The following is a 21,321-nucleotide window of genomic DNA, read 5'->3' as shown; positions in this document are numbered from 1 at the left end:
CTGAATCCGTCAAACCTGGCACTTTCACCGGCCCGTCGACCATTCGCCAGCCACGGTCGTTTCACGCTCAGGTTCCATGACTTCAGCTTGCCCACCCACGTCGCCACTTTCCATGCCGAGCCCCCTGCCCTCATCCCGCACCATCGGCCCCATGCGGTAAAGCGTACCGATCAGACTCACGGGCAACCCGCTGACATCGACCATCCACTGCAGAACCTGCTCGGGCGCCGGGCCGCCCTGCATCGCCCGGTGCAAGTCCGGCAATGCCACGAGCATGCCGGGATGGCACCGACGAAGAAAGTGCTCGAGCGCCGCGCCGTTATCGACAAAAGGGGCGAACAGCAGACACACCAGTTGAGCCTCGCTCAAACCGAGCTTCTTTTGTGCTTCGACCGCCGCCAACGCACGCTGGTCGGTCATTGTCATCGGGTTGCCGAAGGTCTCCATTGCCTGTTCGCAAAAGCGCTCTGGCACTTGTTTACGACGCATCATCACCAGCGCCCGCCGCACGTACTCGCCGATGCCCGTCTCGTAGGTGCGACCCTGTACAAAGCACGCCTGCAAGCCACGAAGATGCGCGGATATCGACAGGCTGACGTAGTCGTTATCACTGAGCTGAGCCGACAATTCGTCAGGTTGAAATCCGAGGAAATCGGTGAGCAGTGGCCAGCGCTCTTCCAGATTGCTGACCAGCATGTCGTGAATATCGATGAAGGTCGCGCGGCGACATTCTTCAAAATGATCGGCGGGACGCCACGCCGCCTGGGCAGACTCAGGATAAAACTGGCGATAGCAATCGCTGCCCAATTCATCGAGCCGCTCGAACAGGCCCTCGTACCCCGTCTCATGACGGTCCGCTGCCTTGAGCCCGGCCTTGGCCGCTGCACGGTTCAATCCCACGAGAAACTGCTTCTGCCGACGGGGCGTATCGCTGCTGACCAATGCATCGACACCCTGGTCCCAGCGGGCAATCTGCCCATAAAATTCGCCGGTCGCCAGGTATCCGTCATCCCACAGATCAAGCGCCCCATCCCAGGTACGGCGGTGCCCGACCATCAGCAGATTGAGCCGGTTCGACTCGCGACCGGCTTCAGAGATCGGCGCCAGATGGTTGAAAGGCAGGACTTCCCGATTATCGACCATCAACACTTCGACTCGGGGGTCATCGTAGAGAAACAGCGCACTACAACTGTGATGGATGTTTTCCAGGGCCGTGGAGGCCACACCGTTCAAGCGCAAGGTCGCCACTCGCAGCTGAAACGTTGCCGGTGCCCGGCTGGCGATACTCAGTTGCGCCGCGCGCAGCAGCGCCAGTGTGTAGCAACTGTCGCGGGCCCCGGACTGGATCGTCAGCACCTTGTAATCGCCGATGCGCTCCAAACCTCCTGCGGACATCACCAGGCGCTGAATCATCAATTGCAATGCCGTGCGTTCGGCGCGAGAGAAAAAACCCAGCAAGCGCTGCAGCATTTGCTGATAAACATAGTTCATTGCCTGATCATGGGTAGCGGTCATCATTTATTTACCTGTGACTCATAAGTTCGATGCCACGCAAATAACGAGGTGTATTGCGCAACAGGTTGTTTGTCATGAATGGAATGCCGGTGCCGTTGTTCAAATGCTAGCACTTAAGCATTGTGTAATTATTTGAAATGATTGACCGCTGTGGGTAACCCAAGGAGGTCAAAATCGGCACAGTGCCCCGCAGAGCGGGCGTCTTGCGCTTCCACGCGTTTTCCTAGGAAATTTCCGACAGCGTCCCACAGACACTTAGTACAAGAAATAAAGAAAGAAGTTGCCCATGAATGTAAGACAACTGAGCGACGCCGCATTATTTGTTGAGCATATATTGCCGGCGCGCACTGAGGCGTTTCAGCCTGATACTCGTCCATGACTCTTTCCTTGAGATGAAATTAATCATTCAATTATCAGGGCTTATATAATGATTAGAAGATACAGATTGAGAGCAAAAACCAGTTCAGTTGCTGAACCGGCCCACCGACAGATCGACGGGACGTCTCATTTTGGAGTGACTATCAGCAGAAGAGTCCGTGCTCACACGGACTCTTGCGGAGGAAGGGCTCAGGCAGGCTCGACCTGAAGGGCGACCCGTTCGCGACATGGGCATTCGTCCATATAGCGGTGGGCTTCGACAAACTCGGAAAACGGGAAGACCCGGGTCTTGAGCGGCAGCAGCACACGGTCCGCGGTCAACTGGTTGATGTCGCGCAGGGCACGTTGCAGTGCGGCCTGATCCTGGATGATGCCCAGCTCCGGCTTGCCGGTGAAATTACCGATGCAGTGCACGAAGAACTGAATGTTCTTCTGGAACGCCGCACAGGCCGGGAATGGCGTCTGGTTACCCCCTTGCAAGCCATAAAGCACCAGGCTGCCGCGAGGCGCCAGCACATCGCCGAGCAGCGACATCTGCGGTCCGCCAAGGCCATCGAACACCACATCCACACCGCGGTTGTCGGTAATTTTGTTGATCCGCATGAGCAGATCTTCTTCCTCGGTAACAATGACCTTCTCGGCGCCGAGGGACAGCAGGTTCTCACGCTCATCCGCGGTTTTGGTCGCGGCAATCACTCGCACACCGAGCGCTTTGCCCAGTTGCACGAACGACGGTCCGGCGCAGTGGCTGGCGTCGGTCACCAGGGCAAATTGCCCAGGTTTGACTCGCGCCAGATCGGCGTAGGCAAAATAAGCGATCAATAGCGGCGTGTAGTGCACACTGGCTTCGATCGGGCTGAGCACGTCCGGGTAGAGAGTCAGCGCCGAGCGCGGCAGAACGATCTGTTCGCCGTAAACCGGGTAGTCGTTGGGGCTTTCGGCCGGGAAGCTGGCGACCTTGTCACCGACGGCCAGGTCATCGACGCCTTCGCCGACCATCGTGACCACGCCGGCCATTTCATGACCCAGGCCTGAAGGCAGACGAGCATGGGACGAGGCCAGGTTCTGGCGCCAGAGAATGTCGTACCAACTGATGCCTATCGCTTCGACGCGCACCTGCACTTCGCCCGGCGCAGGCAGAGCGGCCGCATGCTCTTCGCATTTGAGCACCTCGGCTGGACCAAACTTGTGAAAACGGATCGTGCGGGACATCGCAAACCTCGTCAAAGTAACCTCTAATGCCCTGAACTCTATCTGGGCTTTCTACCCAAGACCATCAGTGGCTATTAATAGTCGACATGCCTGTCATTGATTCCGCAGCGACGGCGACATCATCAAATGCCGTAAAAACCGAAGCAGCCTTTCAGGAAAAAACTGAATTACCCTGTGCAGAGTACCAGCCTTTGCCCGTAAGATTCATGCCGGCCATTGTTCTCATATGGCCGCTCACGTCAAGTTTGCTGAATCTGCCAGGACTCCAGATGAATCGTAATGACCTGCGTCGTGTCGACCTGAACCTGTTGATCGTTTTCGAAACACTGATGCACGAACGCAGCGTGACCCGCGCTGCCGAAAAATTGTTCCTCGGCCAGCCGGCCATCAGCGCGGCGCTCTCACGCCTGCGTGGGCTGTTCGATGACCCGCTATTTGTGCGCACCGGCCGCAGCATGGAGCCCTCCGCCCGGGCAGTGGAAATCTTCGCCCTGCTCTCCCCGGCCCTGGATTCGATTTCCACCGCGGTCAGTCGCGCGGCGGAATTCGATCCGGCGACCAGCACCGCAGTGTTCCGCATCGGCTTGTCGGACGATGTTGAATTCGCGCTGCTGCCAATGCTGCTCAAACGGCTGCGCGCGGAATCGCCGGGAATCGTGCTGGTGGTGCGTCGGGCCAACTACATCCTGATGCCGAACCTGCTGGCCTCGGGCGAGATCTCCATCGGCGTCAGCTACACCGCCGACCTGCCGGCCAACGCCAAGCGCAAAGTACTGCGCCGCAGCATGCCGAAATTGTTGCGCGCCGATACAGTGCCGGGGCCGTTGAGCCTGGATGATTTCTGCGCCCGGCCCCACGCTTTGGTTTCGTTCGCGGGCGATCTGAGTGGCTTTATAGATGAAGAGCTCGAGAAGCTGGGGCGCAAACGGCATGTGGTGCTGGCGGTGCCGCAGTTCAATGGGCTCAGTACGCTTATCAGTGGCACCGATATTGTTGCGACAGTGCCTGATTACACGGCTGAAGCGTTGACGGCGGCTGGTGGTGTGCGAGCCGAAGATCCGCCGTTGCCGGTGCGCAGTTTTGAGCTGCACATGGCTTGGCGTGGGTCGCAGGACAATGATCCGGGTGAGCGTTGGTTAAGGTCGCGGATTCAGATGTTTTTTGGGGATCCTGAGAGTCTTTAAAGGGGATGGCATATGACTTTCATGGGTTCGCACCTTGAGCGCGCGATCAGGCTCAGGCATGACGACACATGTCGCGGGTGAATCATGACAAGTGTTGAAGCCAGTAAAAGCCTCGACACTTGTCACTGTTCAAACCTGGATCATTCGAGGGCCGCGACGAAAACAGCCAATCGAAAACACCTTTCAGCCATCAAGATGCTGCTTCAGCATCGCCCAGGCTTCGTCGGTGATACGGTAGCTCTTGTCGGCCTGAAGCAGGATCACGCCCTCGTCGCACAGGCGTTTAAGCACTTCGCGCACACTGACAAATGTCATCCCGGCAGACAGCGACACCAGATAGGCATGCACCTCACTGACACCAACGACACGCCCATTCAAAGTGGCGGCGACCAGCGCATTGAGGACCTTGAAGCGGATCAGACTGGTGCGCAGTCCATAGAAACGTAGCAATTCACGGATGTGTTCATTCGAGCTGCGATCACATACGAACGCCAGCTGATTGGTCGCTGTCCGAAACGGTGAAGGTGCGCTTACAGCCGCTGAGCCTGAGTTGTTCAACATGCGAATACTCCCTTTCCGAAATGTTCAGATGGGGTTGCTACATCTGCCGTAGCAACCCTTCCCGTCTTCATCAGAAGTCGACGGTGGCCGACAGCTGCAAGGTCCGCGGATAACCCGGGGAAAATGCGCCGTACGAAGCAACGCCCGACCAGTACTCACGATCAAACACGTTCTGCACGGTGGCGCGGAATGTCGTCGGCCGGCCTTCGATCTTGGTGGCATAACGCGCGCCGACATCGAAGCGGGTCCAGGAGCCCAGCTCCTGCGTATTGGCCTGATTGACGTATTGGCTGTCGGTGTAGATGGCACCACCGGTCAGAGTGAAGCCTTCAAGCCATGGTGCGTCCCATTCGGCCCAGAGGTTGGCTTGCACATCCGGCACACCCACCGGCTTGTTGCCGCGGTTGGCCGCTGTCGCCGAATCGGTCAACTTGCCGTCAAGCACAGTCACGCCCCCCATCAAGCGTGTGCCCGGCGCGACTTCGCCGAACATGCTCAACTCGATGCCCCGGTTGCGTTGTTCGGCCTGCACCGAGAACACGTTTCCGGCGCCGATTTCACCACTCGGCTTCTCGATCTGGAACAACGCCAGCGTGGCCATGAACGTACCGTGCTCATATTTGACGCCAAGTTCATGCTGCTTCGATTCATACGGGGCAAACGTCTCACCGGCGTTGGCCGCCGTGCCTGGTGCGATGTCTCCTTTACTCAAGCCTTCAACATAATTGTAATAGAGCGAGACATCTTCCCAAGGCTTGACCACCACACCGACCAGTGGAGTCGTGGCACTGTCGTTGTATTTCGAGCTGACCGAACCTGCGGCGTTGTAGTTGCGTGATTCGATGTCCTGGCGACGCACACCGAGGGTCAACTGAAAGCGGTCATCAAGCATGGACAACGTGTCAGTCACCGCGACGCCGGACAGATCCGATTCGGAAATACGCAGCACCTTCGGCGAGTTGATGAATTGCTTGGGCACATCGATCGGGTGGTAAATGTTCGAACGGATTTGGGTGCCGTTGTTGATCCCTCGGGACAGTTCATCCTGGTACTGGGTCGCCATCAGCGTGGTCGTGTGAGTGATCGGCCCTGTAGCGAACACGCCGCGGATGCCGACATCGGCCGTCGAACGATCGACGTTGAATTTGTAGTAACCCGGAATGTTGCTGGTATCGCCGGCCTCATTGAGGATTCTCGGCACCTGATCGGACATCCGCTTGACGTCTGACTTACCGCCCCCGGCATGGGCAAACACGGTGACCGAATCACTCAGGTCATATTCGCCGCCCAGCAATGCCGACTGCTCCTTCGTATCTGACCATCCCCAGTCCTGCGACAAGTTGGTACGACCATTGGGCGCGGACGGGACGTCAATACCAGGTGCGACAGTGAATGGCCTCGACGGTGCATCGAAGCTTTCTTTCTGGCTGATGAAATCAAGATTCAAGCGCAAGCGCTCGCCACGATAATCAAGCGCAATGGCACCGATACCCAAGTCTCGCTGCTGATCATCAACGGCAGTGTCCCCACCCCGCAGGTTGCCGTTGAAACGCAAGCCGAACTGATTTTCCTCGCCAAAACGACGGCTGACATCCAGATGACCGCCAACCTGAGAGTCCGAGGCGTAACTGGCGGTAAAACGGGTCAGGTCTTCGTCCAGCGGGCGTTTGGGAACGATATTGATCACACCGCCAACGCCACTGTTTGGCGAAATGCCGTACATCAGGGCACCCGGCCCTTTGAGCACTTCGACACGTTCGGCGTACTCGGTGAATACGCGGTAGTTGGGTGCCACGCCATACACGCCATCGAACGCCAGTTCGCCCAGATTGCCTTCACCGACCGGAAAGCCACGGATGAAAAACGAGTCGACGATGCCGCCCGTCTGACCGGTGGAGCGCACCGAAGGATCACGTTCCAGTGCATCGGCCACCGTCACCGTTTGCAGGTCGGCCAAGGTTTTGGCGGTGTAACTGGTCACGCTGAACGGGGTGTCCATCACGTCCTTGTTGCCCAGCATGCCCAGGCGGGCTCCGCGCGCAACCTGGCCACCAGCGAGCGTTTCCGGCAATGCGGTCGGGCTGTTGTAACGGGCGTTGATGTCGGTGGTGTCGAGGGTCAGCGCATCTGTGCTGCCATCAGTCGGCGTTGCGGCCGAAATGTTCGAGGTCTTATCGGCGGCAACGTCCTGTTGCTCGGGACTGGCGGCCCAGGTGTTGGCGCTTCCTGCGACCCAAACAAAACTCAGCAAGGCGGTACGAATGGCGAGTGTTAACACACGCTCACCGCAAGGACGACTGACAACAGGCATGACGTGAGAATCCTTTTCATCAAGGGAAAATGGTAATCACTCCTATTGCCAGTCGATCTGCGAAAAAGTATCACCCGCAGTAAAGTTTTTTCTGCTTCTGTGCAGCCAAGGCTAGATATACAAGTGTTCCAGCGGTATCGCGACCACCGGCAACGCGGGGTCAAAAGCGTGTCGGGTGGTCTTGTACGGAAAGATCTCGCCGCGAGCGATCAGGGTGAAAATTCGCGCCACTTCGAACACCTGTCCGGTCTGCCAATGCCGCACACACACCCGCGGATCGGTGTAATCGAGCTGGATGCACGGCACTCGCTTCAAACCCAACTGCAATGCCGCGTTGAACCGGTGATTGCCGTCCATCACGATGCCTTGCGAGCGCTCGACGATGATCGGCTCCAGCCAATGCCCGGCCCGGATAATCGACTCGCGCAGCATCGTCACGTTGGCCGGGTCGACCTGCTCCGATTGCAGCACTTCGCAAAGCGGCCGCAACGCAATCTGATAGCCGTGTTCCATGGTTGATCTCCTGATTCGCCGGGGATTCAGCAGGCATCTGCGCGAACAATCGACGCGTATTGGCTGGCCACATCGAGCAGGCGCTGGGCGTGTTCGATCAGCGGCAAGTCGACCATCTCGCCATCCACTTGCACCGCGTGGCTGCCCGTCGCAACCGCTCTCATCACCCGATCAGCCCACGCCAGTTGAAGCGAATCCGGCAGGAAGGCGCGCTGCACTGTGGCCAGTTGCGATGGGTGGATGCACAGCTTGGCGCTGAAACCTAGCGATCGCGCGTAATGCGAGTCCTTGGCGACCACCGCCAAATCGCTGATCGCCGGGGTGACGCCGTCGATCGGCGACGGCAAATCCGCCGTGCGCGAAGCCAGCACGATACGGTTGCGGGCGAACAGAAACGCCTCGGGAATCTGGCTGCAGTTGATGTCCAGGGAGAAATCCAGCGAGCCGAACGCCAGCCGCGTCAGCCCCGGAATCGCGGCAATCGATTCGACCTGTTGCAGGCCTTTGGCAGTCTCGATGATGGCAACGATCTTCAGTTCCGGTTGCCACTCCAGCAGGCATTCGACCACCCGCGTCAGCGCCTCGGGGCATTCGGCCTTGGGCAGGAAAATCCCGCTGCAACGCTCGGGGTAGCGCATGTCGCTGAGCCAGGTCAGGTCCTGGCGGAACAGCGAACTGCTCACGCTGTTCAGGCGGATGTAACGTTCGCTGGCGCCGCTCGGCGTAGCCTCTTGCCAGGCCCAAATGGCGGCGCGTGCGGCGGCTTTGCTGTCCGGATGAACGGCGTCTTCGAGATCGAGGATGATCGCGTCCGGCCCTGCTTCGACGGCGTTGGAAAACCGCTCGGGACGGTTGCCCGGCACGAACAGGTAGCTGATCGCGAGTGGGGTTTTGCTGCTGAGTCGATCGGATTGCATGGTGTTGCTCCTTGGCGTGAACCAGTCGTGATTTCTGAAAATTTTCAGTCCCCTTCAGCGGCAGATTTGCATGCTGTTCCGGGGTTTCTCGCAACAGTCCTTAACGCCTTATTGTTCAAGGAATTAAGGGACTTTTTATCTCGGGGCGAACGAGTCCTTGAGCGTGTAAATACACGTTCATGCGTTCGCCTTGAGCAGGTCTTCATTCAAAAATATTTGAAAACCTTACTTGATAATCGTTCCCGTTCGCAATATTGTTCACGCCGCCAAGAGGAACTATCCTCGCTTCAAAGCAAGTCATCAGCATCTCGGGAAGTACCTGTCAGTGATGTCACTTGAACGTCAGTTACGGGTATTTACAGGGGATTGGTCCTCAACTAGTGGCCAATTAACACGTCCGTACAAACCTTATGGAATGGGGTTCTCATGCAATTGTTTTGTGACCCATTTATTACGATCAGCGCTTCGAACCCAGACCCGGATTTCGCCTGGCATCCGCCTCCAAATGTTTAAACCTCGTATCTGACGTGTAAAAAGACTACATACGTCGATAACGATTAGTTATCGAAACATCAATGGCGACGTCATTTACGGCGCCAGGGGTTAACTATGCCTACAACAAATACACCACCTTCTGAACAACGAAATAAAGTTCATCATCCGGAGATGTTAAAGCCGCTGACTGACCCACTTATTTCCTCGTTCATCAATGACTTTCCGGGCACACTTAAAGACTTGGTCAAACAACACGGTTCACCATTGAATCTGGTCTGGCCCCATGCCTTTGAATTAAACACACATGCCTTGCTGGCGGTGTTGAAGCAGTACAACGTGCCTCATGCCCTCTTCTACGGGGCCAAGGCCAACAAGTCCCAGAGCATGCTCAGTGCAGCGGCAAATTCGGGGATCGGCGTTGATGTGTCGAGCATCCACGAGCTGCATGCAGCGCTGCGAGCCGGCACGCCAGCAGAAAAAATCTGTGCCACAGGACCGGCCAAAACTGCGGCGTTTCATCAAGCACTGATCAGCGCCGGTTCATTGATTTGCGTGGACTCGCTGGAAGAGTTTGACCACCTGAAAAGCGTGATCGACGCACAGCCAAGCCTTGCAAAAGCCAGAGTTTTACTGCGCTACAGACCTAAGAGCAGTCCAAGGAGTCGGTTCGGAATGGGCTCGGAAGATTTGCTCGAAGGCCTTCAACGGTTGACGAAATACGTTGAGTCTTTTCACTTCGAGGGTTTCCATTTCCATCTCGGCGGCTATGGATTTGAATCCCGTGCACAAGCCTTTCGTGAGGTCACCGGGTTCGTCGAGGCGGCCAGGGAAATGGGCTTGAATCCGCAAATGATTGATATTGGCGGTGGCCTGCCGATTCGTTATGTCGAGCCCCAGGACTATGCTCGATTCCTGCAAAACGACAATAACCCCAGCCATTATTACAACCTGAAAGTTCCCGCTACTTATTACCCTTACGGCGGCGACCTGACAGCGCCGCAATGGTTGACGTTATTACTCGAGGCCGAACACTCACAAGGCCTCTCCATTGCAAACTATTTGAACCGACAGAATATAACCCTGGCACTGGAACCCGGTCGAAGTCTGGTGGACCAGGCGGCCATTTCAATATTCCGCGTAACACGCACAAAAAAACTGGCCGACAACAAAACCGTCATTTTTGTTGAGGGCAGCAGTTTCAGCGCCTGCGAAACCTGGTTCGCTTCTGAATACCTGATTGATCCAATACTGATCAGCACAAAAGAACTGCCCGACACACCGACCCAAGCGTATATCGCGGGCCATAGCTGCCTGGACGATGACGTCATCACTCATCGCCTGATCAACTTTGCGACTGCGCCTCAAGCCGGCGACTTATTGATTTACATCAATACCGCCGGTTATCAGATGGACTTGCTGGAGAACGAGTTTCATCGCCACCCCCTGCCCCGGCGGTTGACGGCGACCTGTTGTACGGAAGGTAACTTTGCGTTTTCACCTGACTACTAAAGGGAACAATTGAAATGATCTTGAATAAAGTATCTGACCTTATTGGCAATACACCGATGTTGGGCATTGATATTCCGGACACCAACGCCCGTTTGTTGTTGAAGATTGAAAAAAACAATCCCGGCGGCAGTATCAAAGACCGTATGGCGCGCAACATGGTATTGGCTGCGCTGAAGTCCGGTCGATTGAAACCCGGCGGCGTGGTCGTCGAGTCGTCCTCCGGCAACACCGGGATTGGCCTGGCCATGGCAGCGGTCGAGTTCGGCCTGCACTTTATCGCTGTGGTCGACCATCACGCGGCGCAAGACAAGATCGCGGTGATGAAGGCTCTGGGTGCCGACATTCGTTTCGTCAAGGGTACGTATCGCGAAGATGAAGTTGCGGTGGTCGAGCGCCAGCGGATGGCAGCCGAACTGGCGGCCGAGATCCCCGGGGCTGTGTTCATGAACCAGTCCGACAACGCAGCCAATGCCGGCGGCTACAGTGATTTCGTCCGCGAAACCATCGCTCAGGCTGAAGGCGTTATCGGCGCTTACGTTGGTTGTGTCGGCACCGGCGGTTCGATGACCGGCATCGCTCGCGGCTTGAAAGTGCATAACCCGGACACCGTGACCGTCGCGGTGGAACCCGCCGGTTCGATCGTCTTCGGCCACCCCGGCTATCCCTACTACCAATCCGGCACCGGTACGCCGGCCGGTGACACCGTCGGCCTGGTGCTCGACTACAGCTGCATCGATCTGGGTGTGCAGGTCACCGACTCTCAGGCGTTCGAAACGGCCCGCTACATCGCGCGCAACTTCGCCCTGCTGGTCGGCGGCTCGACCGGTGGTGCGATTTTCAAGGCGCTGGAGCTGATCCACAAAGGCGTACTGACTGGCAACGTAGTTGTACCGATTGCCGACGGCGGCGAGAAATACCTGCGCACCGTGTTCGACGATAGATGGCTGCAAGAGCGCGACCTGATCGACCCGAGCATTGCGCCGCAACTGGATGCCTGGCTGGGCAAGACCCAATGGCTGGAATCCGTTTCCGCGCCGCTGCAACTGAGCGTCGCATGACTCACCCATCACACAGGAACGCCTCTCGATGAATCTGTTGAAAGTCGCCATCTGTGGTGGCGGCAGGACCGGCCATCTCAACGCCATACTGTTCAAGCAGCTGCCCAACGTTCAGGTTTCGATGCACACCCATAATCCGGAGGTCATCGAACAGCACGCCCGACACACGCCGATGCAGGCCTTGCTGCCCGATGGCTCGACCCTGAGTGCCCGGCTGGATCGGGTAACCAGCGATGCAAAAGCGGCGGTGGAAGATGCCGACATCGTCATCATCACCGTGCCCGCCCATGCCCGACCGCAAACGCTGAAGGCCATTGCGCCGCATCTGAGCGCGAGCAAACCGGTTTACGTCGGCGCGATTCCGGGATTTTGTGGTTTCGACTGGCTGGCTGAAGCCACCCTGCCCGATCGGCCGAATGTAGTGATCTGGGGCATGAAGGATGTTCCGCATACTGCGTTCGAGCTGACACCGGGGCGCTCGATAAAAATGGGCGGCGGCAAAAGCCAATTGTATGTGGCAACCCATGCCCGCGAGTCGCAGGCGTCCAGTCAGCAACTGGAGGAAATCCTGACGCGGTTGTACGGCCCGTGCGTGACGATGCTCGACCACTATCTGGAAATCACCCTGACGCCGGGTAACCCGATCATGCACAGCTCGGTGATCTACGGCCTCATCGGCCCGTACGGCCAGTGGCATCGCAAGATCTTCCCGCAACGCATGTGTTGGTGGACCGAGTGCCCGGAACTGGGCGCTTACTTCCTCGAACGCATGGATCAGGAAAGTCAGGACTTGTGCGCTGTGATCAGCCAGCGACTGGGCATCGACCTGTCCTCGGTGAAATCCCTGAAACAGGAAATCGTCGAGGCCTACGGCGAGCAGATCCGCGACCAGAGCAGCATGCTGTCGATCCTGCGCACCAATCAGGCCTACAACGACATCCTCGCGCCGATGGTGCCAGCCGCCGGCAACCGCGCCGGTTACGTAATCGAGCGCGAGAGTCGCGCCTTCAACGAAGACGTCGCCTACGGCCTGGTGCTGCTGGTGGAAATGGCCAAACGTTTCGACCTCAAGGTGCCGTATATCGAGGAAGTCCTTCAGTGGAGCGTGGCCTACATGCAAGGCCTGCGCGACTCGGCGCTCGATTACTTCCCGAGCCACTGGCCCCACACGACAAACGCCGCCGCTTGATCTCTTTACTCAATTTTCGACGAGCAGACCGCTGATATGAATGACTTCAAGACACTGATCGCCTACTCCCGCAAAAACGCCATGCGCCGCTTGGTTCGCTGCCTTTTTGCGGAAAACATCCTCGACCGTTCGGCCCTGAGTTTTTCCATCGAGGGCAACCAGGCCACTTACCCGCTCAAGGGCGGCCGCGCCCACCTGGCTTTTTCCGACATCGCCAAAGGCCCGGCCGACACGGTGGTCAATGACGGTGACGTGGTGCTGGTGACCGACGAAGGTGTGCGCCAGGTCATCACCAGCCATCAGGACATGCTGGATGTGCTGCGAGACAGCTTCGACTTCGAACCTACTGACGAAGGCGTGGCCTGGCTTAAATCCGACATGGAAAACAGCCTGACCAACGACGCTCACGCCCGTCAGCATCGCCAGCAATGGAACGCCCGACTGCAACAGGCCGCCAAGGATCAAGGGCTCAACAGCTTCACTGACTACCTGCGCCAGCACGCCAAGACCAAGGACGCCGCGATCCTGCTCGACCAGTGGGGTTCACTGGAAGGCCATCCGTACTACCCGACGTGGAAAGCCCGGCCGGGCCTGACCGATGAGGAAGTCGAGCAACTGTCGCCCGAGTTCAACGCGCAGGTGCCGCTGCGCATCGCCGCGTTGCGCGCCGACAACGCAAAAAGTGAAAGCATGCCTCACGTGACCAGTTACCACGACTGGTTCGCTGGCAACTTTGCGGCGCAATGGGAACAATGGAAAGCCTCGCTCAACAGCAAGGGCCTGGACGAAACCGAGTGGCTGCCGCTGCCGATTCACGCCTGGCACTTGCAGGCCTATGTGCTGAAGACCTTCGCGGCGGAAATCGAAGAAGGCATCCTGATCACCGACGGCCCAGACATTCCAACGTTGCCGACCATGTCCTACCGCACGATGATGCCGGTGCTGGACGAATGTGCGCCGCTGATCAAATTGCCAATCGCCGTATGGATGACCAGCGAGCTGCGCAGCCTGCAAGCCAAATCGATTCACATGGGACCGCGCATCAGCACGGTGATCACCAAGATTCTGGAGGCCGAAAACGGCTTCGATCAGCGCCTGGAAATCTTCCCGGAAGAAATCGGTGTGCGTTACAAAAACGCGGTCACCCAGGACGATCATCCGGGCCGTCATTTGTCCGTGGTCTATCGCGCCAGTGCGCCAGCGTTCGAACGCAATGACGATTGCCTGCCGATTACCGTGGCCTCGCTGTTCACTCGTTTGCCCGGCAGCGGTCGGCCGTTGTTCACCGATCTGATCGAGCGTGATGGCGTGCGGGCCAATGCAGCACAGGTCGAGGGCTGGTTCCGCGAGTACGCCAAAGTGGTCACCCACCCGGTGGTGGCGATCTATTTGATGTACGGCATCGGCCTCGAAGCCCACCAGCAAAACACCATGGTGCTGTTCTCCCCCGACGGCAAAGCACGTAGTCTGCTGATCCGCGATTTCGGCGATGGCCGTACCTACGCGCCATTGCTGGAAGAACGTGGCTACAGCCTGCAACCGCATGTTCAGCCGGGTATTCTGCCGACGGTGTTCTCCGGTGATATCGAGCCGGTGCGCATGTTTGTGCTGGACGCGGCGTTCCTCACGCATCTGCACGAGATCGCCCTGTGGCTGACCAAGGAGTACGGCTTGAACAACACGCGGCTGTGGCAAGTCTTGCGCGAGGAAACCGACCTTGCCTTCGAGGCCGTGCGCGATCGTGTCTCGCCAGCAGTGTGGGAAACCGAGCACAAGGCGTTCGTCGAAGATCCATGGCCGACCCGGTCGTTGTTGCGCATGCACTTGATGCAGTACAGCAACTATCGTTTGCAACACACCCTGACCAACCCGCTCGCGTTTAACCGAGGCTGACTCATGTCCCATGCAGGTGTCATCCAGGGTTCAAGAGTACGAATCCTGATTTATCTTCTATTTGCGATCCAGTTGGTGTCGATGGGGGCGATGGAAATGAGCGGGCCGTTCTGGCCTGTCCACCTGCGTGGGCTGACGACTTCGGAGTCGGTTTTCAGCTTCGCCAGCATCGCCGTGTACGTCGGGCCGATGCTGGGCATTATTCTGACCAGTGCATTCTGGGGCCGTATCGGTGATCGCTACGGCCACAAGTTGATGATGATCCGCGCCCTCGCCGGTTTGTCTTTGACCCAGCTTGGGCTGGCCCTCTTCACTGACATCTGGATCATTCTGATCCTGCGTTTCCTGCAAGGCGCGTTCGCCGGATACATCGCTCCGGCGCAGGCGTATGGCGTCAGCATTGAAGCGCCTTCGCGACGGGCGCGGCTATTCGCCATTCTGCAAATCTCGACCAACGTCGGCTCACTGCTGGGTGCGGTAGTCGGTGGTTTGATCCTCGATTACGCGACGTTCTTCTGGATCAACATCATCGCCTCGGCGTTGTGTGCGGTGTGCACCGTGATCGCCGCCGTGACCTTGCCGGATGTGCCGCCGGTGAAGAAAGCAGTGGTCGCGGACAAGACCGCGCCGGCCAGCCGTTCCGGCAGCCTCTGGCAAGGTTCGCCGTTGCTGTCGCTGCTCGGCGTGATGGGCATTCTGTTACTGGCGCGGATGCTGCCGCAGACGTCGTTCTCGCTGTATGTCAGCTCGGTGTTCGAGGTCAGCAATTCAGTGGTCGGCCTGTGCTACGGCTTGCTGGCGCTGGGTTTCATTCTTTCGGCCACTGCGTGGTCGCGTTATTTCGAACACCGTGGCCAGCAAGAAACTTTGCAGCGCATGAGCTACGTCGTCATCGGCTGCATCGTCCTCACCGCCGTGGCGGGCGACACCCGTAATCCGGTGGTGTTCGTCATCGCCTACTTTATCTGGGGCGTATTACTGGGTGCGACCACGCCGGTGTTGATGGCGCTGATCTCGAAAACCGCCGACAGCTCGCAGCAGGGCCATGTGCTGGGAATCGCTCAGGGCACCGCGCAATTTGCCTCGATTGCAGGGATCTCAGCCGGTGGTCTGCTCAGTCAGGTCTACGGTTTGCAGTACACCTATCTGTTCGTTTGCCTGGCCTACGTCGTGGCGCTGATCCCGATTGTTGCGCTGCGTTACTGGCCTGCGGTGATGCAACCGAGTCCTGCCCCGCCCGGGGATTGATCAAGGAGTCAGCTTTTGAACATTGAACAACTGCGCGCCGACACACCCGCCGTCGCGCAACTGATCCACTTCAACAATGCCGGCGCGGCGCTGATGCCCGCGCCGGTGATCGAAACCATGACCCGCCACATTCAGCTTGAAGCGAGTCTTGGCGGGTATGAAGCGGCCGGGCAGCAATCGGCCGAAGTGGACAATGTCTATGGCGCCATCGCGCGCCTGATCAACGCGCAACCCGATGAAATCGCGGTGATCGAAAACGCGACGCGCGCCTGGGACATGGCGTTCTACTCATTGCCGCTGCAACCCGGCGATGTGGTGCTGACGTCGACTACCGAGTACGCCGGAAACTACATTCCTTATCTGCAATTGAAGCAGCAACGCGGCATCGAGATTCGCGTCATTCCCAACGATGAGCACGGCCAGGTCTCGTTATCGGCGCTCAAGGATATGCTTGACGATGATCGAGTTGCGCTGATCTCCCTGCCCGTGATCGCCACCAACGGCGGGCCGGTGCAACCCATCGAGCAGATCGGCGCCCTCGCCCGCGCGGCGGGTGTGCTGTTTTTGCTCGATGCTTGCCAGGGGGTTGGGCAGATGCCGATCGATGTGCAGAAAATCGGTTGCCATATGCTCGCCGCTACCAGCCGCAAATACTTGCGCGGGCCGCGAGGGATGGGGTTTTTGTATGTCGAAAGATCGCTGTGCCAGAACCTGGAGCCAGCGTTTCTCGACCTGCATGCAGCGTCTTTGCAAACCGCGGACGCGTTCAAAATCCGCCCCGACGCACGGCGTTTCGAAAACTGGGAGTGTAATGTCGCCGCCAAATTGGGCCTCGGGGCAGCGGTGGAATACGCACTGGCCCAAGGCATCGAACCGATGTGGCTGCGGATTCAACATCTGGTGGATTATCTGCGCCAGCGACTGGCAGATATCCCGGGCGTGACGCCGCGAGACCTGGGGGCGGTCAAATCCGGCATCGTTACCTTCACTCATTGCAATAGCAGCGCCGCGCAGGTTCAGCAGTGGCTGGCCAGTCAGGAAAAACGCATCAACGTCACCACCTCGACGTTCCGCTCAACCCTTCTCGACATGCAGCACAGGGACTTGCTGGAGGTCAGCCGCGCGTCGCTGCATGCGTACAACACCGAGGCGGAAATCGACACGATGATTGCTGCGCTGCGCCGTCTGCCGCAAGTCTGAACAGGACAACAATCGGCGCTTGCGTCGCAGCGGGTTTGTAAACTAGCATTGGGAATACTTCTCAATTGCATGAAAATCTGCAGCCATGAGCGAAACCCTTCCCGCGAATAATGACAATCACCTGCGCGCGATCGAAGCCCTGTACAGCGGCCATCACGGCTGGCTGTACGCGACGCTGAAGAAAAAACTGGGTAACGCCATGGATGCGGCTGATCTGGCGCAGGACACCTTCACCCGCATCCTCGCGTCCCAGGTCACCGTCATCGAGCAACCTCGCGCGTACCTGAGCTGCGTGGCCAAAGGCATTCTGGTGAACTGGTATCAGCGCAAGGCACTGGAACGCGCCTACCTCGATGCCCTCGCTCATGTGCCCGCGCCGGAAGTGCCTTCGCCGGAACTGCGTTTCATGGTGCTGGAGACCCTGCACGAAATCGACGCGATGCTCGACGCCCTGCCACCGCTGGTCAAACGCGCATTCCTGCTGTCGCAGATCAGCGGCCTGAAATACGACGACATCGCCGAGCAATTGGGCGTTGCGCTGATCACCGTCAAACGCTACATGAAGCAAGCCTTCGTGCAGTGCCTGTTGCTGGTGGAATGAATGCTCGCACGGCGCAATGAACCGCACCTCGACCACCTGGCACTTGAAGAAGCGGCCGACTGGTTGATCCGCATGAGTGAAAGCGAACTCAGTGACACCGAACGTGCCGAATGGGAGTGCTGGAAAGTCAGCACGCCCCAACGCAGCAGAGCCTGGTCGCGCGCGCAGTTGTTGCAGACCAAACTCGGCGGCTTGCCACCGTCACTGGCCATGTCGGCACTCGATCGCCCAAGCAGCCCGGAACGGCGCGCGGCGCTGGGCAAACTGGCGATGATTCTGGCGATCCTGCCAGCCGGTTGGGGCAGCTGGAAACTGGCCGAATCGCAGCAGTGGTCCGCCGACTATCACACGGCCATCGGTCAGCAGCGCGAACTGGCTCTGGCCGATGGCTCGAAAATCACCTTGAACACCGACACCGCCATCGACGTGCTGTTCGACGCCAATCAACGCCTCATCCACCTGCGCGAAGGCGAAATACTGGTGCAAACCGCAACGGACATTTCCTCGATGGCCCGCCCCTTTCTGGTCAGCACCCGTCAGGGCCGCATGCAGGCACTAGGGACGCGGTTTACCGTTCGAGAACTGCAACCTCGCACTCACCTTGTCGTGCTGGAAGGCGCGGTGAAAGTCGAACTCGCGGAAAATCGCCAAAGCACACCGCTGATCGTCAATGCCGGTCAACGCACCGACTTTTCTTCCCATACGTTTGGCCAGCTCAGCGTCGCCGACCGCTACGTCGGCGCCTGGACCCAAGGCATGCTGATGGCGGACAAAATGCGCCTGGCCGATTTCGTCGCCGAACTGATGCGCTATCGCCGTGGCTTCGTGCGTCTCGATCCGGCACTTGCCGATCTGCGCATTTCCGGCGCCTACCCCATCAGCGACAGCCAGCGCACGTTGAACATGCTGGCGCAAACCTACCCGATTCTCGTCAGCGGCCATTTGAATGGCTACTGGGTCATGCTCTCCCCGGCCTGAGTCAAAAAAAATATTAGCCGAACCGGTGATACTTTTTTTGATCTCGACTGACTACAGGGGAGAAGCACTTTTCCGTCCTGTTCATAGGCTCACTCATCCATGCTTGCTGCACGCCTCCTGCGCCCGGATCGTCAGTTCATACCAGTTGTTCGCAGTGCGTTGCTAGGCCTTGTCCTGATCGGTGCCGTTTGCCCGTTTGCCTTGGCCGTCGTGCCGGTGCAACTGGACTCTGTCGCGGTCCGCGCCTACAACATCCCCGCCGGGCCACTCGGTGCCACGCTGTCGAGCTTCGCGGTGGACGCCGGCATTGCTCTGTCGTTCCAGCCATCGTTGACCGAAGGCCTGACCAGTCCTGCGCTGACCGGCAATTTCTCTACACAGGAGGCGGTCAATCGTTTGCTGGAAGGCAGTGGCCTGGACATGGTTTTACGCAGCGACGGCAGCTACACACTGGTCCCGCGCCGGGTGACACTGGATGAAACGGCCGTCATCGGCACTGAAAAGCGCGCCGATTCTTTGCCGCAGGTGTATGCCGGCGGCCAGGTGGCCAACGGCGGACGATTGGGCATTCTGGGCAATACCGATGTGATGGACGTGCCTTTCAGCGTCAGCACCTACACTTCGGCACTGATCAAGGATCAACAGGCAGTCACCGTCGGCGACGTGCTGGAGCGCGATTCATCGGTACGCTCCACTGGCCAGACCGGGGGGATTGTCGACTCGTTCTTCATCCGTGGCTTTCCCGTCGGCGAAGGTAATTTGGGGGAACTGGCATTCGACGGCGTGTACGGCGTGGCGCCCAACTACCGGGTGTTCACCGAATACGCCGAGCGTATCGAACTGATCAAAGGCCCCAGCGCCCTGCTCTATGGCATATCACCGAACAACGCGGTCGGCGGAGTCATCAACGTGGTGCCCAAGCGCTCCCTTGATGAAGACCTGACCCGTTTCACCGCCAGTTACGCCATGGACTCGCAGCTCGGTGGACACCTCGATGTCAGTCGGCGTTTCGGTGAAGAACGCCGCTTCGGTGTGCGCATCAACGGCAGCACACAGCTGGGAGATACGGTGATCGACGATCAATCGCGCCATGTCGATATCGGCGCCATTTCCCTCGATTATCAGGGCGAACGCCTGCGCACCACCTTTGATTGGCTCAACCAGAAAGAAAGCTTCGACGCTGCCTCACGACCGTTTCTGATCGCTTCGGGCGTGGACATTCCCTCGGCCGCCAACGGCCGAACCAATGTCAGTCAGGATTGGGGTTGGTCGACCAACCGTGACAAATCGGCGTTGCTCAGCGGCGAATACGACCTCAGCGACACCCTGACCGTGTTCGCCCACGCGGGCGGCGGCAAATCGGATGTTGCGAGGATGTCCGACCAGACTCCGACCATTATCAACGCCGCTGGCGACACCTCGTCGATCCCCGGTTACTACAAGTTCGAAGTCGAGCGTTACACCGTCGACGCCGGAGCGCGCCTGCGTTTCGACACCGGGCCGATCAGTCATCGCACGGCTTTGCAGGTCAGTCGTTACCGCGACATGTTGTCTCGCGGGATCATTTCCGGCGAGCCGATCCTCTCCAATATTTACCACCCGGTGGATCGCCCGAAGCCTTACATCCCCAAGCCGGACACGCCAAAAGTGTCCGAGAGCGAACTGACCGGCGTGGCGCTGGCTGACACGCTGTCGATTCTGGATGACCGTGCACAGATAACCCTCGGCATGCGCAAACAGAACATCAAATCCGACAACTACAATGCGTCCGGCGTCGTCACCACGTCCTACGATGACGGCCGAACCACACCGTTGTTCGGCACAGTGCTCAAGCCCTGGGATCACGTTTCGTTCTACTACAACTACATTGAAGGCCTGAGCAAAGGCGACATCGCGCCCTCCACCGCTTCCAATGCCGGCGAGATTTTCGCCCCTTACGTTTCCCGCCAGCATGAACTCGGGGTCAAGGCCGACTACGGCACCTTCACCTCCACCCTCAGCCTGTTTCAGATCACCAAACCCAGCGGCGAACTGACCTCCGGGGTGTTTTCGGTCCAGGGCGAACAACGCAATCGCGGGCTGGAGCTGAATGTATTCGGCGAAGTCACTCCGGGCACTCGTGTGCTCGGTGGTGTGACCCTGCTCAATGCCGAACTGACCAAAACCGGCGTGGCCGCCAACCGTGGCAATAAGCCGGTCGGCGTACCCGAAGTTCAGGCCAACCTCTGGGCCGAATGGGACACCTCGTGGGTCGAAGGCCTGACGCTGACCGGTGGCGCTATCCACACCGGCAGCCAGTACGTGAATCAGGCCAACACGCAAAAACTGGATGACTGGACTCGTTTCGATGTCGGCGCACGCTACACCACCCGCATCGATGAACGACCGACCACGTTCCGCGCCACCGTGCAGAACGTGGTCGACCACGAATACTGGTCGGGCGTCGCCTCTTATGGCGCGTTTTCCCAAGGTTCACCGCGCACCTTATTATTGTCGGCGACTGTCGATTTCTGAAACGTTCAGCCGGATGACGGTGTGAACCGTTAACCGAACTGACTT

16 protein-coding genes are annotated in these 21,321 nt (G+C 58.4%); 10 read left to right on the top strand and 6 right to left on the bottom strand.

Translation table 11 applies throughout. The features are described 5' to 3' along the window. Positions 1–24: 24 nt before the first annotated feature. Both ACYZT2_RS14645 and ACYZT2_RS14640 read right to left on the bottom strand, forming a co-directional pair. Entirely contained in the window at positions 25–1,515 is a 1,491-nt protein-coding gene (locus tag ACYZT2_RS14645) for a hypothetical protein (RefSeq protein WP_461973110.1), read from the bottom strand. A 567-nt stretch (positions 1,516–2,082) separates the two neighbouring features. Then, positions 2,083–3,105, bottom strand: coding sequence for a zinc-dependent alcohol dehydrogenase family protein (locus tag ACYZT2_RS14640; protein ID WP_461965018.1), 1,023 nt, complete (start codon positions 3,103–3,105; stop codon positions 2,083–2,085). A gap of 269 nt (positions 3,106–3,374) precedes the next feature. On the opposite strand from ACYZT2_RS14640, the gene ACYZT2_RS14635 reads away from it, so the two are divergent. Continuing rightward, complete coding sequence (locus ACYZT2_RS14635; RefSeq protein WP_095129803.1) at positions 3,375–4,289, top strand: LysR family transcriptional regulator; 915 nt, start codon at positions 3,375–3,377, stop codon at positions 4,287–4,289. A gap of 183 nt (positions 4,290–4,472) precedes the next feature. Here ACYZT2_RS14635 and ACYZT2_RS14630 read toward each other — a convergent pair whose 3' ends face one another. From ACYZT2_RS14630 to ACYZT2_RS14615, 4 genes are all read right to left on the bottom strand, one after another. Continuing rightward, entirely contained in the window at positions 4,473–4,850 is a 378-nt protein-coding gene (locus tag ACYZT2_RS14630) for a fe2+ zn2+ uptake regulation protein (RefSeq protein ID WP_461965016.1), read from the bottom strand. A 70-nt stretch (positions 4,851–4,920) separates the two neighbouring features. Continuing rightward, on the bottom strand, positions 4,921–7,161 hold the full coding sequence (locus tag ACYZT2_RS14625; RefSeq protein WP_461965014.1) for a TonB-dependent receptor: 2,241 nt from the start codon (positions 7,159–7,161) through the stop codon (positions 4,921–4,923). Positions 7,162–7,272: 111 nt separating this feature from the next. Further along, positions 7,273–7,674, bottom strand: a complete 402-nt coding sequence (locus tag ACYZT2_RS14620) for a transcriptional regulator (RefSeq protein ID WP_461965012.1) — start codon at positions 7,672–7,674, stop codon at positions 7,273–7,275. Positions 7,675–7,700: 26 nt separating this feature from the next. Further along, the gene (locus ACYZT2_RS14615) at positions 7,701–8,591 is read right to left on the bottom strand and encodes an HpcH/HpaI aldolase/citrate lyase family protein (protein ID WP_461965010.1); all 891 of its coding nucleotides are present in this window, start codon (positions 8,589–8,591) and stop codon (positions 7,701–7,703) included. A gap of 609 nt (positions 8,592–9,200) precedes the next feature. Between ACYZT2_RS14615 and ACYZT2_RS14610 the strand changes: the two genes are divergently transcribed. From ACYZT2_RS14610 to ACYZT2_RS14570, 9 genes are all read left to right on the top strand, one after another. Beyond that, entirely contained in the window at positions 9,201–10,595 is a 1,395-nt protein-coding gene (locus ACYZT2_RS14610; RefSeq protein ID WP_461965008.1) for a Y4yA family PLP-dependent enzyme, read from the top strand. A 14-nt stretch (positions 10,596–10,609) separates the two neighbouring features. Continuing rightward, positions 10,610–11,653: a PLP-dependent cysteine synthase family protein gene (locus ACYZT2_RS14605; RefSeq protein ID WP_461965006.1), complete on the top strand. Its 1,044-nt coding sequence runs from the start codon at positions 10,610–10,612 to the stop codon at positions 11,651–11,653. Between the two features lie 28 nt (positions 11,654–11,681). Then, positions 11,682–12,842, top strand: a complete 1,161-nt coding sequence (locus tag ACYZT2_RS14600; RefSeq protein ID WP_095129817.1) for an NAD/NADP-dependent octopine/nopaline dehydrogenase family protein — start codon at positions 11,682–11,684, stop codon at positions 12,840–12,842. A gap of 36 nt (positions 12,843–12,878) precedes the next feature. Next, a complete protein-coding gene (locus tag ACYZT2_RS14595; protein WP_461965004.1) occupies positions 12,879–14,735 on the top strand; it encodes an IucA/IucC family protein in 1,857 nt (618 codons plus the stop codon). Between the two features lie 3 nt (positions 14,736–14,738). After that, positions 14,739–15,983 (top strand): MFS transporter, encoded by a 1,245-nt coding sequence (locus ACYZT2_RS14590; RefSeq protein WP_461965002.1) that lies wholly within the window; start codon positions 14,739–14,741, stop codon positions 15,981–15,983. Between the two features lie 15 nt (positions 15,984–15,998). Next, on the top strand, positions 15,999–17,183 hold the full coding sequence (locus tag ACYZT2_RS14585; protein WP_461965000.1) for an aminotransferase class V-fold PLP-dependent enzyme: 1,185 nt from the start codon (positions 15,999–16,001) through the stop codon (positions 17,181–17,183). Positions 17,184–17,268: 85 nt separating this feature from the next. Beyond that, a complete protein-coding gene (locus ACYZT2_RS14580) occupies positions 17,269–17,784 on the top strand; it encodes a sigma-70 family RNA polymerase sigma factor (RefSeq protein ID WP_461964998.1) in 516 nt (171 codons plus the stop codon). Beyond that, on the top strand, positions 17,785–18,762 hold the full coding sequence (locus ACYZT2_RS14575; protein WP_461964996.1) for a FecR domain-containing protein: 978 nt from the start codon (positions 17,785–17,787) through the stop codon (positions 18,760–18,762). 99 nt (positions 18,763–18,861) lie between these two features. Next, positions 18,862–21,276: a TonB-dependent siderophore receptor gene (locus ACYZT2_RS14570; RefSeq protein WP_461964994.1), complete on the top strand. Its 2,415-nt coding sequence runs from the start codon at positions 18,862–18,864 to the stop codon at positions 21,274–21,276. The last annotated feature ends 45 nt before the right edge of the window (positions 21,277–21,321 follow it).

This window comes from Pseudomonas sp. MDT1-85 (assembly GCF_054898065.1).
The sequence above is the reverse complement of the archived record's forward strand: the minus strand, read 5'-3'. Positions and strand labels throughout refer to the sequence as shown.